The following is a 13,780-nucleotide window of genomic DNA, read 5'->3' on the forward strand; positions in this document are numbered from 1 at the left end:
GCATGAAGTTCGTGTTGCGCAAGCTGCGCCTTGCGGTCCATCTGCTGGTCGGCGTGTGGATCGTGGCGCGGCGCTTTCCGCGTGCATCCGCGGGCGAACGCATGGCGATGAACCGTGCATGGTCGCTGGAGATGCTGCGGCTTGCGGGCATGAAGCTCGTCGTGCATAACGACGACGCGCGGCTCGATGCGGGCGTGCTCGTCGTCGGCAATCATGTGTCGTGGATCGATATTTACGTGATCAACGCGTGGCGGCCGACGCCGTTCGTATCCAAAGCCGAGATCCGCCAGTGGCCGGTGGTCGGCTGGCTCGCGCAACAGCTCGGCACCGTGTTCGTGCAGCGCGAGAAGCGCAGCGACGCGAAGCGCATCATGCATGAGCTGGCGGACCGGCTCGTCGGGGGCGAGATGATGTGCGTGTTTCCCGAAGGCACCACGAGCGACGGCATGTCGCTGCTGCCGTTCCACGCGAATCTGTTTCAGGCGGCGGTGTCGGCGTCGTGTCCGGTGCAGCCTATCTGCCTGATGTACGAGGACGCGCGCGGCATGCAGACGACCGCGCCCGCGTATATCGGCGATATGTCGCTGAGCGATTCGCTCGACGCGCTCTTGCGCGGCGGGCCGATCACCGCGCATCTCTATGTGTGCGATCCGCTCGCGCCGGGCGGGGACCGGCGGCTGCTCGCGAGCAAAGCGGAAGCGGCGGTTCGGGCGGCGCTGGAGCGGATGCGAGGCGGGCCGGCTACCTGGGTCGACTTGCCAATCGGCCATTCGGTCGTTACTTCCTCGCCCTAGCGTGCTAGATTTATTGCCCAGATTGGGAAGGTACCCAGGGCTGTGTGCGACAGGGCCTGCGGGCATTATCTCCTTCGAAAAACGGTTTCGTTGTATATCCGTAGCCGTCACTGCGTTGAATCAGCCGGCAATAACGATGGGCGACGCCTTGCACGACCGAATCGGACTTCTGGATGTTGAAGCTGCCGGTGACGCGAACGGCCGCGCGGCCTATGTGGGTGCCGGCCTTTCTCCCGGCAGGTACGTCGGCCCGCACGAGGTCGCCAGTCTGAAATCCGTGCACACGCTTCGTTCGTGTCATGTATCCCCGCGGGAAGCCATACCGATCGAGCCGGGTGCGCTGGTAGCTGCCGCGACCGGTGCAGGATATGAAAAGTGTCGGTCGCTTCCAGCCGGTCAGGAATGAAAGTGCACCGACACATGCAGCATCGAGCGCATGCGTTTTCGGCACGCCAAGCACGGACCTATTGAATTTGGTGCGCCCACCGGAGCCAAGCTCCAATGACATCCCGGTCGCTTTCAGCGCGCTGGTCAACGCCCATCGAGTGGCGTTCACCGCTGCCGCATCCTTCAGCGAACGTTTCGATTGAGCCAAGATGCCTGCCAGCCGCTTGGGTCGCTTGGCTAAAAACTCGTCTACGGGCAGCGCACCCTTCGCTCTGTTGCACGGCTCGCAGGCGAGCGTCAAGTTGGATGCACGGTTGCTGCCGCCGCGCGACCGAGCGACGATGTGATCCAACTGCAGCGGAGTGCTTTTCGCATCGCAGTAAGCGCAGCGCCGGCCCCACTTCTCCAGCAGGTATTCCCGAAGCTCGTAGCCTGCCAGCGTTCCGCGCTGATATCCTGCGCCGGTAACCTCCGGGTTATCCAAGAGTTGCATGTCAAAGCGAACGAGTTCGCAGGAAAGCGCCGCTATCGGTGCCCAGCGCCTAACACGTCGCACCCAAGCCATCGTCGTATTCACCCGATGTTGGAGCGACGGCGGGAGCGATCCGGGAGTCCGCGTGCGGTTCAGAAAGCGCGGCGCACGGTAACGCAACTTGCCGCGCCGCGATCGACGCATGGCGCTGCGGGCCCTCAGCGCGTCGCTGATCTGTCGACCGCGATGAACAAGTTCGAACAGGTTCAGCACGGCCGCGCCGCGACGGAGCTCGCCGGTGGCCGTGTCGAGCGTCTCCCTGTCGACCACGAGAGCAAGCCCCGTGGCCTTGCTGCCGGGGTCGAGTTTCAGGCGCAGCGGCTCAAACTCGCAGGAGGCTCGTTCGCGGTCCGTGAGCCGAATGACGAATGGCATCACGCGATGCACACGGGCGCGACCTCGCACGAGCAACAACCTCGCGCGCTTCTCGCTGCACGGCATCAACGGCCGGCCGTATCGGTCTAGTACAAAAACAGCCACAAAAGCACCCCGGTCCAGATGCAGCCGAAATCCGTCCGGCGCGGTTGCCCTTACGGGCCTGGTGACGCATACCTCGCGGTATGGCTCCCCTCGACCATGTTATGCGGCAGGTGAAGCTTTCCCTTCCGTCGCAGCCCGTTTCGTGCGTACCCGGCGCTTGTCTGCTGCTGCAACTTCCAGAGCGTCGAACTGAGGAAGCATTCGACGGTGGGTGTGCTGTCTCCGCACAACGTAGCGCCTTTCGGCGCTGGGTCTGGTCAACCTCGAGCTCGTGAGGGCATCACGAGCTCCGACGTTTGCCGGGGTGATTGACCGCGCAACTCACCTGCGTTATCACGCGTCTAGCGGGATCCTGGGTCAGCAGCACCGCCGAGAGCTTGTTGCCCCACACGCAGCCGGAATCGAGGCAGAGAACGTCGTCGCGGATCATCAGGCCGAGCGCAGCCCAGTGTCCGAAGACGATGGTCACGTCCTGCGTGCGGCGGTCCGGCACGTCGAACCAGGGCATGTAGCCGGGCGGCGCGGTGGCCGGCCCGCCGTTGCTGGCGAACTCCATCGCGCCTTCGGCCGTGCAGAAGCGGATGCGCGTGAGCGCGTTGTAGATCACGCGCAAGCGGTCGATGCCTGTCAGCGAATCGTCCCAGCGATGCGGCTCGTTGCCGTACAGCTGCGCCAGCGTTTCCTTCCAGTCCGGCGCGCGCAACGCAGTTTCGAGTTCGCGCGCGAGTTCGAGCGTCATCGTCACGTCCCATTGCGGCAGAACGCCCGCGTGAACCAACAGCGCGCCGTCCTCGAAATGCGCGACCGGCTTATGCCGTACCCATTCGATCAAGTCGGCGGAATCCGGCGCGGCGAGAATGTCGTCGAGCGTGTCGCCTTTCTTCGGCTTGCGCAGGCCGGCGGCGACGGACAGCAGATTCAGATCGTGATTGCCGAGCACGACGGTCGCGCGCGGACCTAGCGCGATGACTTCGCGCAACGTTTCTAGCGACTTCGGGCCGCGGTTGATCAGGTCGCCCGCGAACCAAAGCGGCGTGTCGGGTTCGGGCGCGGCTTTCTTCAGCAGGCGCTGGAACGGGTCGCAGCAGCCTTGGAGGTCGCCGAAGACGAGGGGGGCGGAATACGGTAGGCGATCAGTCGCGGGCGGTGTTGGTATATCGGTCATCAGTAGGGTGGCATCGCAGGAACGACGCGCAAAGAACAGTCCGTGTGCTTGTAGTCCTGGACATTATGAAGCGCGCGTTGAATCCCTGTCGCCGCACCGCTGCTTTGACGCGTTCTGGAGGCGAATCCTAGCTGTATCAAGTTGTTAGCCATGTAGTTTTTGCATTCGCTGGCCTTATAATGGCGGCTTGCCAGACGTCTGCCTTGCCTTGTGAGTCGGTCACACATGCCGGTAAGGCGCGTCGCGTTTGCGCCTCATGCGCATTTTTTTCACATATTCGCGTGTGCTATCAGTCAACAAACTGAAAGCAGCTAAAGGGTATTTATGATTCTTACGACGGGCGGCGCCGGTTTCATCGGCGCCAATTTTGTCCTGGATTGGCTCGAAGGCTCTGACGAACCGGTACTCAACGTCGACAAGTTGACGTACGCCGGGAACCTCGGCACGTTGAAATCGCTGAAAGACGACACCCGTCACGTGTTCGTGCGTGCCGACATCTGCGACCGCACCGCAATGGACGAACTGCTCGCGAAGCACAAGCCGCGCGCCATCGTCCACTTCGCGGCCGAAAGTCATGTGGATCGTTCCATCCACGGGCCGGCAGATTTCGTGCAGACAAACGTGGTCGGCACTTTCACGCTGCTCGAAGCTGTGCGCATGTATTGGAACGCGCTTCCCGAATCAGAGAAAAAGGCGTTTCGCTTCCTGCACGTTTCGACGGACGAGGTCTTCGGTTCGCTGTCCGCAACGGATCCGCAGTTCTCCGAAACCACTCCATACGCGCCCAATAGTCCGTATTCCGCGACTAAAGCGGGTTCCGACCATCTCGTGCGGGCGTATCACCACACGTACGGCTTGCCGGTTCTCGCGACCAATTGCTCGAACAACTACGGCCCGTATCAGTTCCCTGAGAAGCTGATCCCGTTGATGATTGCAAATGCGCTCGCGGGCAAGCCGCTGCCGGTGTACGGCGACGGTCAGAACGTACGCGACTGGCTGTATGTCGGCGACCACTGCGCGGCCATCCGCGAGGTGTTGGCCAACGGCAAGCCGGGCGAGACGTATAACGTCGGCGGCTGGAACGAGAAGAAGAATCTCGAAGTCGTGCACACCCTTTGCGATCTGCTGGACGAGAAGAAACCCAAGGCAAGCGGTTCGTATCGCGATCAGATCACGTATGTGACCGATCGTCCTGGCCACGACCGCCGGTACGCGATCGACGCGCGCAAGCTCGAACGCGAACTCGGCTGGAAGCCGGCAGAAACGTTCGAAACGGGTCTCGCGAAGACCGTTCAGTGGTATCTCGACAACCAGGCGTGGGCCGACGAAGTCGCTTCCGGCGAATACCGGAAGTGGGTCGAGACGAATTACGCGCAGCGGGCATAAGGAGCAGGGCATGGCGCGCAAAGGCATTATTCTCGCCGGCGGTTCCGGCACGCGGCTCTATCCGATCACGCATGCGGTATCGAAGCAACTGCTGCCCGTGTACGACAAGCCGATGATTTATTACCCGCTGTCGACGTTGATGATTGCGGGCATTCGGGACGTGCTGGTCATCTCGACGCCGCAGGATACGCCCCGCTTCGAGTCGATGCTCGGCGATGGCAGCCAGTGGGGCATGAATATCCAGTATGCCGTGCAGCCTTCGCCTGACGGGCTGGCGCAGGCGTTCATCATCGGCAAGGAATTCGTGGGCAACGATCCTTCCGCGCTCATTTTGGGCGACAACATCTTCTATGGTCATGATCTCGCCAAGCAACTGGCGAGTGCCGATGCGCGGACAGACGGTGCAACGGTATTTGCATATCACGTGCATGATCCGGAACGCTACGGCGTCGTCGAATTCGACGAGCAGTTTCGCGCGCTTTCGATCGAAGAGAAGCCGGCGAAGCCGCGCTCGAATTACGCAGTAACGGGCTTGTACTTCTACGACAACAAGGTCTGCGGCATTGCGTCGGATATCAAACCCTCGCCGCGAGGCGAACTCGAAATAACAGACGTCAATCTGCGCTATCTGGAAGAGCAGAAACTGGACGTCGAGATCATGGGACGTGGCTATGCGTGGCTCGATACGGGCACGCATGATTCACTGATCGAAGCGGCGACCTTCATCGCGACGCTGCAAAAGCGTCAGGGACTCGTCGTCGCGTGTCCAGAAGAAATTGCTTATCGATCCAACTGGATCAACACGGAGCAGTTACTTGCGCTGGCCGCCCCGCTCGCGAAGAACGCTTACGGTCAATACCTTCGAAACCTCTCTACCGACAAAGTCGCATGACCATCACAGTAAGCGCCACGTCGCTGCCGGATGTCAAAATCGTCGAACCGGCAGTGTTCGGCGACGCGCGCGGCTTCTTTTACGAGAGCTTCAATGCACGCGAGTTCGCGGAGCATGTCCAGCCCGGCGTGACGTTCGTGCAAGACAATCACTCGCGGTCGGCGCGTGGAGTGTTGCGCGGCATGCACTTCCAGATAAAGCATCCCCAAGGCAAACTAGTCCGGGTAGTCGAAGGAGAGGTATTCGACGTTGCTGTCGACATTCGCCGCAGTTCTCCAAGCTTCGGGAAATGGACAGGAGTACGACTCAGCGCCGAGAATCATCGTCAATTGTGGGTTCCGCCTGGCTTCGCACATGGGTTCGTCGTACTCACGGAAGCTGCGGAATTTCTCTACAAGACAACGGATTTCTGGTATCCCGAGCACGAGCGCTGCATTCGCTGGGACGATCCGACTATCGGCATCGAGTGGCCCATCGACTTCGAGCCGATGCTCGCGGCCAAGGATGCAGCCGGCAAAGCGTTCCTGGATGCCGAAGTCTTCGACTGACCTGTTTGGCTGAGACATTTACCATGCTCACCGACCGCGCACAGAAGCGGCATGCGGAGCCACCCGGCCGTCTTTCGACGGGGATCCTGGTCTTCGATGAGAACAGGGAGCAGTGAACTTTGACAGCGTGCCGACGCGGCAGACCATAAGGCGCGCAAACGGAACTTGAGATGAACGCACTCATTACGGGCGGATTCGGCTTCATCGGCTCTCATCTGGCTAACTATCTGGTCTCTGAGGGTTGGCACGTCAAGATCGTCGATATCGAGGGAGCGGTGCCCTGTATCCCGCTTCCACCCGAGAACGTCACGACGATCTACGGCAAGTATTTCGATCCCGTCGTGATGCAGAACTCCCTCGTCGATGTCGATGTCTGTTTCCATCTGGCATCGAGTGTCGGCCCGGCGAACTCGAACGACAAGGTGACTTTCGACATCGAGACGAACCTCATCGGGACCATCCAGTTGCTCGAAGCCATGCGCCAATCCGGCGTGGGGCGTATCGTGTACCTCTCCTCAGGCGGAACCGTCTACGGCGGCCCGCACTCCGTCCCGATCACCGAGGACACGCACGGCGCTCCCTCGTGCTCTTACGGTATCGTCAAAAAGACCGTCGAGCATTATCTGTCGCTGTATCGAAAGCTCCACGACCTCGAATACAACGTCATTCGCCTTGCGAATCCCTATGGCGTCGGACAGCGCCTGCACGCCAATCAGGGCGTGCTTGCGAATTTCATCGGCAAGATACTCTCGAACGCCCCGCTGGAGATTTGGGGCGACGGTTCCGTGGTGCGGGATTATGTGTATATCGCCGATGTGATCAGAGCGATCGGGATAGCCGCCACGAGCGAAGCGCGCAACGACGTCTTCAATATCGGTTCGGGTGTTGGTCTTAGCCTCGCGCAAATCGTTGATCTGCTCAAGAACGAGTGTGGCCTCGACTTCCACGTCAACTACACGCCGTCGCGCAAGGTCGATCAGCCCATTAATGTCCTGGATATTTCGAAAGCGAAGCAGCACCTGGGATGGTCTCCGAAGGTTTCAATCACGGAGGGCATTGGCCGCACGCTGGAATGGGCGAGACAGCAGACGCAAGTCTTGCAGAGTCGCTGAACCTAATAACTAGATCCTGTGGTGCCGGCGGCACGGCAGTCAGTGCCGACGTTCTTCTGAAGCAACAATGAAAATCTCGATCTATATCAACTATTTTAATTCGGCACATCTGCTGGAGACCGAATCCCTGGTGCCCATTCAGACGGGGCGCGCCATAGCCAAGCACCGTCTGCCCATGCTGGGGGATGATGCGGGCGACAACATGTCGGCAAAGAATCCGGCATATTGCGAACTGACCGGGCAGTATTGGGTCTGGAAGAACGACAAGACATCCGACTACGTCGGATTCATGCACTACCGCCGTCTGTTCGATTTTTATCCCGAATTGAAGAATCGCGTCGTGGATGCAGCCGGCGTGGTGGTTGAAGAGCGATTCACGAAGGAGATGCTCGATCGCTATGGTCTGAATGACGATGCGATCCGCGAATGCGTCGAAGGTTACGACATGGTCTTGCCGGAGCCTTGGAATGTTTCGCCGTCCGGCAGCAAGACGATTTACGAGCATTACAAGTCGGCGCCGGCACACCATATCGAGGATCTCGAGCGCGCGGGCGAGATCATTAACGCGACGTGTCCGGAGTTTTACCCGGACTTCAAGACGGTGATGAATTCAGAAGCCGGATTCTTCACCAATATGTTCGTCTTTAGACGGGAAATATTCGAAGAGTATTCGCAGTGGCTCTTCAAGATTCTCTCGGAACTCGAAGGAAAAATCGATACGACCGGCTATGACGCGTCAGAGTGCCGGGCAATAGGCTACATTGCGGAACGCATGATGGGCGTTTTCGCCACGCATGTCTTGCGCGCCCGTCCGACGCTGAAGGTGCGGTACCTGCGTCGCGTATTTGTCCGAGACACGAAGCCGTATGCGCTTTGTCCGCCAGTACCGCAGTCCGATTTGCCGCTTGTGTCGATTGTCGCGGCGACTGATCACAATTACGTGTCGCATATGGCGGCACTCATCGCGTCCGTCTTCTCGAATGCGAGCCGTTCCCGGTTCATCGATTTTCTTATTCTTGACGGCGGTATCACTGACGATGACCGGCACGGCCTGCGCATGCTGGAGCGGCTGCACCCGCACGCGCGGATCTCGTTCATCGATATGTCGATGCAGTTTCTCGACATCGAAGCGCACATGTACTTCACGCGCGCCACGTTCTACCGCCTCGCGCTGCCGGACATCGTGCTGGACCGGCCGCGACTGCTCTTTCTCGATACCGATGTGGTCGTGCTCGACGACGTGAGCAAGGTGTTCGATACCGACCTCGAAGGGAAATCCATCGCGGCGGTACGCGACCTCATCATGCGGGCGTTCGTGGTTCAGGGCGTTCCTTCCATCGCCACGCTCGGCGGCAAGCCGAGCATGAAGTACTTGTCGGACTATCTTGGGCTCGGCGATGATCACGGCAGCTACTTCCAGGCAGGCGTCATCCTGTTCGACCTCGAAAAGCTGCGCGCTCTGAAAATGAGCGAGAAGATGATCGCGGATCTTCGCAACAGGCGTTACTGGTTCCTGGACCAGGACGTGCTCAATAAACATCTTGCGCGTGACGTGAAGTACCTGAGTTCCAACTGGAATTGCGTCAGCCTGCCGGCCGAACTCGGCGGTGTATTGCCGGATGCCCTGAATCGAGAGTACGAACGTTCCATTCAGGCGCCCTCTATCATTCACTACGCGGGCGGGCAGAAGCCGTGGGATAACTTCGACTCCTTCTTCGCGCATTACTACTGGTACTACCTTCGCCTGACGCCGTGGTATGAACGCGTATTGGCGCGCATGGTTAATGCCGGCCCGAAGACGGCGACTTCCGCAAGGAAGACCACGGCGACTCGCTGGATGGCATCGCGAATCTGGCGCTCCATGCCCGGATTCATGCGGCGCCGTCTGTGGAATACGGCCGTCGCGCTCGAGAAGCGTTTGTGATCGCAGGAGTCGAGAAATGACACGGAATATTCTAATTGTAGGTGCGGGCTTCTCGGGTGCCGTCATAGCGCGCGAGTTGGCGGAGCAGGGTTTCCGCGTGACCGTGCTCGAATCGCGTGATCACGTTGCGGGCAATTGCCACACTGAGCGAGACGAAGAGACTGGCGTCAACGTGCACGTGCATGGGCCGCACATTTTTCACACCGACAACGAGCGTGTATGGGCGTACATCCAGCGGTACGACCAGATGATGCCTTACACTACGCGGGTGAAGGCGACGACGGGGGGCGCGGTGTATGGCCTGCCAATCAACCTTCACACAATCAACCAGTTCTTTTCGAAGACGCTGAGTCCTCGCGAAGCTGAAGCGTTTATCGCCGAGAAAGCGGACAAGTCAATCGACGTTGCGGTCAGCTTCGAGCAACAGGCGCTCAAGTTTCTCGGCGAGGAACTCTATCACGCCTTCTTTCGCGGCTACCCTATCAAGCAATGGGGCCTGCCACCGAGCGAACTGCCCGCATCGGTGCTCAAGCGGCTGCCGGTGCGCTTCAATTACGACGACAACTACTTCAATCACAAATACCAGGGCATTCCGAAGAACGGTTATACGCACATCGTCGAAGGCATTCTGAAGCACGACAACATAACCGTTCAATTGAAAACCAAGTTTTCCCGCAGCGATGCGGCCGCCAGTGACCACGTTTTCTTCAGCGGCCCGCTGGATAGCTGGTTCGAACACAAGTTCGGGCGCTTGGGCTACCGCACGCTGAAGTTCGAACCGATCCGCGATGTAGGCGACTATCAAGGCTGTGCCGTGATGAGCTACCCGGAAGAGAGCGTTCCTTACACTCGAATCTCGGAGCACAAGCATTTCGCGCCCTGGGAACAGCACGACAAGACAATCGCGTTCAAGGAGTACAGCAGCCTCTGCCAGCCGGACGAAACACCGTACTACCCGATCCGTCTCGTCGAAGAGCAGAAGATTCTGGGTCAATACGTCGAGGCGGCCGCTTCGGAGAGAAATGTCACTTTCATCGGGCGGCTGGGTACTTACCGTTACCTCGACATGGACGTAACTATCCGCGAGGCGCTGGAAACCGCAGACCTCTTCCTCAAGCTGGCGCGCGAAGGCGGAGAAATGCCGCCTTTCGTGGTGTCACCGCTCTGAGATCAAGAAGCCAAGGCGGCTGTAGCGTTCTGCTACCGCGTGTCCAGTGAATGCGAACTGTGAAAGACTAGATTGTGGGATCAAGAGAATGGCGTCTTCGGATAGGGTGATTCTGGTGACCGGCGTGCGCGGGCAGCTCGGCTTCGAGCTGCTGCGTTCGCTGCAAGGATTGGGGCGAATCGTCGCTGCCGACCGATCGGTAATGGATCTGTCCGACCCTGACAGCATTCGTCAAGTAGTGAGCGAGTTCCACCCGGCGGTGATCGTCAATCCGGCAGCGTACACAGCCGTCGACAAAGCCGAACTGGAAACGGCGACGGCGGCCGACGTCAATGCGCACGCGCCGGCGGTCATGGCCGAAGAGGCAAAAAAACTCGGCGCGCTGCTGGTTCAGTTTTCGACCGATTATGTGTTCGACGGCCGGAAGGCAGGCGCCTACACGGAAGAAGATGAGCCCAATCCGCAGAACGTCTACGGGCGCACCAAGCTGGAAGGGGAGCAGGCAGTCGCGGCGAGCGGGTGTCGCCATCTGATCTTTCGTACGAGCTGGGTGTACAGCAATCGCGGCCAGAACTTCCTCACAACGATGCTGCGCCTCGCGACCGAACGCGACGAGCTCTCGATCGTATCCGATCAGATTGGCGCGCCGACATGCGCGTCCACGATTGCTGCAATGACAAGCCAGGTGTTGGCTCAAGCACTCGCGCGTCCCGAATGGGGCGACGAACACGCCGGCTTATACCATTTCGCTGCGGCGGGCGAGACGTCGTGGTTCGGCTTCGCGCAGGCAATCTTCGAGTTGGCGAATCTCGATAAGGCGCGCCTGCGCCCCATCACAAGCGCGGAATATCCCGCTCGCGCGGTGCGTCCTGCTAACTCCCGGCTAGATACCTCGAAGCTGCGCGCGACCTTCGGCACGGTGCCACAGGACTGGCGGGAGGCGCTCACGCTCTGCATGAGCCAGCGATGATCGCCCACTGCGGCGCGGTCGTCGTCTTCTATCACCCCGACTCGGAATGCATCGCACGCGCCAATGCTATCGCGCAATGGTGCGAGTGCGTCGTCGTCGACAACACGCCCTTGTCCGACCTGAACGGCGACGTGGCAGCCAGACTGAACTCCGGCGTCGTCTATGTGGCCAACGGTGCAAACGTCGGCATTGCGACGGCGATCAATCAGGGCGTCGCGGAATTACGACAGCGTGGTCACGACGCGGCGATTCTGTTTGACCAGGACAGTTCCGTCACCGAGTCACTGATCGACGAGTTGTACCGCGCGCTGGATGCATCGCGTGGTCTCGACGCCAAAGTGGCGCTTGTCGGCCCAGCTTACGAAGATCCACGTCTGCGCGGAGTTGCGCCGTTCGTTCGCTTCGGCTATTTCAGGCTCCAGCGGGTGATGCCGACCGGTAATTCGCCAATCGATGTCGATTTCCTAATTAGCTCCGGATCGTGCATTAATTTGAGGGTGTGGGACGAGATCGGTCCAATGGACGACGGTCTCTTTATTGATCTCGTCGACACGGAATGGTGCATGCGCGCTCGTACGCGAGGGTACCGGTTATTGGGGCTGCCTTGGGTGAGAATGGTTCATGAATTGGGGGAGGCGCCGGTTCGTGTCCTCGGGCGAAACTATCCAATGCATTCTCCGCTTCGCCATTACTATTTGTTTCGCAACGCAATCTACCTACTTCGCCGTCGAGACGTACCTTTGACGTGGAAGACGACCGAAGCGGTCAAACTTCCTTTCAGATTGCTCATTTACGCATTTTTTATCCCGAACGGTTCTCGCCACGTGCGAATGTCCGCGCGCGGGATCCGCGACGGATGGGCCAAGCGAATGGGCCATTTCGTAATATCTGACAAAGCAGGAAAGCCGCCGATTATGTAGACTCGCATTAGTAAAAACGCGAAGGCTATCGGCAATGACTATCCTCTACTTTCCCGAGCACAAGCTCAGGTTCATCCGCATCCCCAAAAACGCGTGTTCGACGGTTATGAACAGCCTCGGGCATTCCGTCATTAATGGGGCGCATCCGCATCAGTTCGGTGCCCGCTTCGAAGCCGCACAAGAAGGGGCGAAAGACTGGCCGTGCATCGCAGTGTTGCGCGATCCTTTCGAGCGCGCGGTTTCCGCGTATCTGAACAAACTGACGGACATACTGGCGGAAGAGTTGTTCGTCCACGAGCTGCTCGATTACGTATGGCGCGCGCAAAGAATGCGCCAACGTCCGGATTGGCGCACTTCCATCACTTTCCGCGAATTCGTGGTGCACCTCGCGTCCTTTCCGGACGAACAACTGGATATGCACTGGCGCAGCCAGTCGTCGTTCCTTGGCGGTGAGCAACCCAGCGTCGTCCTCGAGATGCGCCGACTCGAAGACCAATGGAAGATGCATCCTCTGCTTCGATCCATCGAGCTACGGAACTTCGCGCCGCATGCGACGCATTCACAACTCAACATTGGGGAAGACGTATTCGACGTGCCTGGGGAGGCCTTCGTCGGCTTCAAGATGGTGTGCGGTCAATATCCGTCGCCCGAGAGCTTCCGCGACCCTTACCTCGTGGATCTGATCCAGAAGCGATTCGCAGACGACTATCGATTGCTGGCGGCGGCGAACTTCTACGAGACGACCGGCGAAACGTCAGTCTCACGAGACGACGCCGCCGGTTTGCATGACGTCGTTGCGGATACGCGGGCAAAAGTCGAGGAGAATCGGCAAGCGGATCCGGTGAATCAGACCGCTTGATTCAGCGCTATTTTTTGCGCGTGCGGCGAGCCAGGTGCTCCATGATCGCTTGAACGCACTGATCGGGGCTGGAGCCCTCAGTCGACAGATGTACGTCTGGGGATTCCGGCGCTTCGTAGGGGCTGCTGATTCCCGTGAATTCCTTGATGGCGCCTTTGCGCGCCTGCACGTACAGTCCCTTCAGATCGCGTGCCTCACATAACCGCAGCGGCGTGTCGACGAAAATTTCGATAAAGCGACTGGCGCCGACGATGTCCTTTGCGCGTGCGCGTTCGGACCGCAACGGCGAAATAAGCGCAACGACCGGAACGATCCCGGCATCGGCCGCGAGGCGCGCAATCTCTGCGGCGCGCCGTACGTTCTCGGCGCGATCCTGCACAGAAAAAGACAGGTCGCGGCTCAGCCCGTTACGCAATACGTCTCCATCGAGCAGAAGCGCCGCCTGGCCGCTTTCTCGCAAGACAGCGATCAGTCCATTGGCGATCGTCGACTTGCCGGCGCCCGAAAGGCCTGTGAGCCACACACACGGAAAATCATTAGCTTGAAACATCGTTATTTCGTCACGGATTTCATGTTGAGCAATGTGGATTTTTTTTGCCACGCGGTCGTTATACCCAACAGCGACTGAGTACACCAATCATCG

At 59.4% G+C, this 13,780-nt stretch carries 13 protein-coding genes; 10 read left to right on the plus strand and 3 right to left on the minus strand.

Annotated features, from left to right (window positions below):
* The first annotated feature begins 2 nt into the window (after positions 1-2).
* On the plus strand, positions 3-794 hold the full coding sequence (locus LDZ21_RS03160; RefSeq protein ID WP_244794186.1) for a lysophospholipid acyltransferase family protein: 792 nt from the start codon (positions 3-5) through the stop codon (positions 792-794).
* Positions 795-804: 10 nt separating this feature from the next.
* Here the strand turns inward: LDZ21_RS03160 and iscB are convergent, their stop codons facing one another.
* Positions 805-2,193 (minus strand): RNA-guided endonuclease IscB, encoded by a 1,389-nt coding sequence (iscB, locus tag LDZ21_RS03165; RefSeq protein ID WP_244794187.1) that lies wholly within the window; start codon positions 2,191-2,193, stop codon positions 805-807.
* Between the two features lie 280 nt (positions 2,194-2,473).
* Positions 2,474-3,358 (minus strand): symmetrical bis(5'-nucleosyl)-tetraphosphatase, encoded by an 885-nt coding sequence (locus tag LDZ21_RS03170; protein WP_244794188.1) that lies wholly within the window; start codon positions 3,356-3,358, stop codon positions 2,474-2,476.
* A 324-nt stretch (positions 3,359-3,682) separates the two neighbouring features.
* Between LDZ21_RS03170 and rfbB the strand changes: the two genes are divergently transcribed.
* From rfbB to LDZ21_RS03215, 9 genes are all read left to right on the plus strand, one after another.
* Positions 3,683-4,744: a dTDP-glucose 4,6-dehydratase gene (rfbB, locus tag LDZ21_RS03175; protein WP_244794189.1), complete on the plus strand. Its 1,062-nt coding sequence runs from the start codon at positions 3,683-3,685 to the stop codon at positions 4,742-4,744.
* A 10-nt stretch (positions 4,745-4,754) separates the two neighbouring features.
* The gene (rfbA, locus tag LDZ21_RS03180; RefSeq protein ID WP_244794190.1) at positions 4,755-5,636 is read left to right on the plus strand and encodes a glucose-1-phosphate thymidylyltransferase RfbA; all 882 of its coding nucleotides are present in this window, start codon (positions 4,755-4,757) and stop codon (positions 5,634-5,636) included.
* Entirely contained in the window at positions 5,633-6,184 is a 552-nt protein-coding gene (rfbC, locus tag LDZ21_RS03185; RefSeq protein WP_244794191.1) for a dTDP-4-dehydrorhamnose 3,5-epimerase, read from the plus strand. The genes rfbA and rfbC overlap by 4 nt, the downstream gene beginning before the upstream one ends.
* A gap of 170 nt (positions 6,185-6,354) precedes the next feature.
* A complete protein-coding gene (locus LDZ21_RS03190) occupies positions 6,355-7,296 on the plus strand; it encodes an NAD-dependent epimerase/dehydratase family protein (protein WP_244794192.1) in 942 nt (313 codons plus the stop codon).
* A gap of 67 nt (positions 7,297-7,363) precedes the next feature.
* Complete coding sequence (locus tag LDZ21_RS03195; RefSeq protein ID WP_244794193.1) at positions 7,364-9,220, plus strand: DUF4422 domain-containing protein; 1,857 nt, start codon at positions 7,364-7,366, stop codon at positions 9,218-9,220.
* Positions 9,221-9,236: 16 nt separating this feature from the next.
* On the plus strand, positions 9,237-10,388 hold the full coding sequence (gene glf, locus LDZ21_RS03200; RefSeq protein WP_244794194.1) for a UDP-galactopyranose mutase: 1,152 nt from the start codon (positions 9,237-9,239) through the stop codon (positions 10,386-10,388).
* Positions 10,389-10,476: 88 nt separating this feature from the next.
* Positions 10,477-11,358: a dTDP-4-dehydrorhamnose reductase gene (gene rfbD, locus LDZ21_RS03205; protein WP_244794195.1), complete on the plus strand. Its 882-nt coding sequence runs from the start codon at positions 10,477-10,479 to the stop codon at positions 11,356-11,358.
* A complete protein-coding gene (locus LDZ21_RS03210; RefSeq protein ID WP_244794196.1) occupies positions 11,355-12,278 on the plus strand; it encodes a glycosyltransferase family 2 protein in 924 nt (307 codons plus the stop codon). Before rfbD ends, LDZ21_RS03210 begins: the two co-directional genes overlap by 4 nt.
* Before the next feature lie 34 nt (positions 12,279-12,312).
* The gene (locus tag LDZ21_RS03215; RefSeq protein ID WP_244794197.1) at positions 12,313-13,137 is read left to right on the plus strand and encodes a sulfotransferase family 2 domain-containing protein; all 825 of its coding nucleotides are present in this window, start codon (positions 12,313-12,315) and stop codon (positions 13,135-13,137) included.
* 7 nt (positions 13,138-13,144) lie between these two features.
* Here the strand turns inward: LDZ21_RS03215 and cysC are convergent, their stop codons facing one another.
* On the minus strand, positions 13,145-13,738 hold the full coding sequence (gene cysC, locus LDZ21_RS03220; protein ID WP_244794198.1) for an adenylyl-sulfate kinase: 594 nt from the start codon (positions 13,736-13,738) through the stop codon (positions 13,145-13,147).
* Positions 13,739-13,780: the final 42 nt, after the last annotated feature.

Origin of the sequence: Caballeronia grimmiae (assembly GCF_022879615.1) — a bacterium.
In the GTDB taxonomy this organism is placed as follows: Bacteria; Pseudomonadota; Gammaproteobacteria; order Burkholderiales; family Burkholderiaceae; genus Caballeronia; species Caballeronia grimmiae.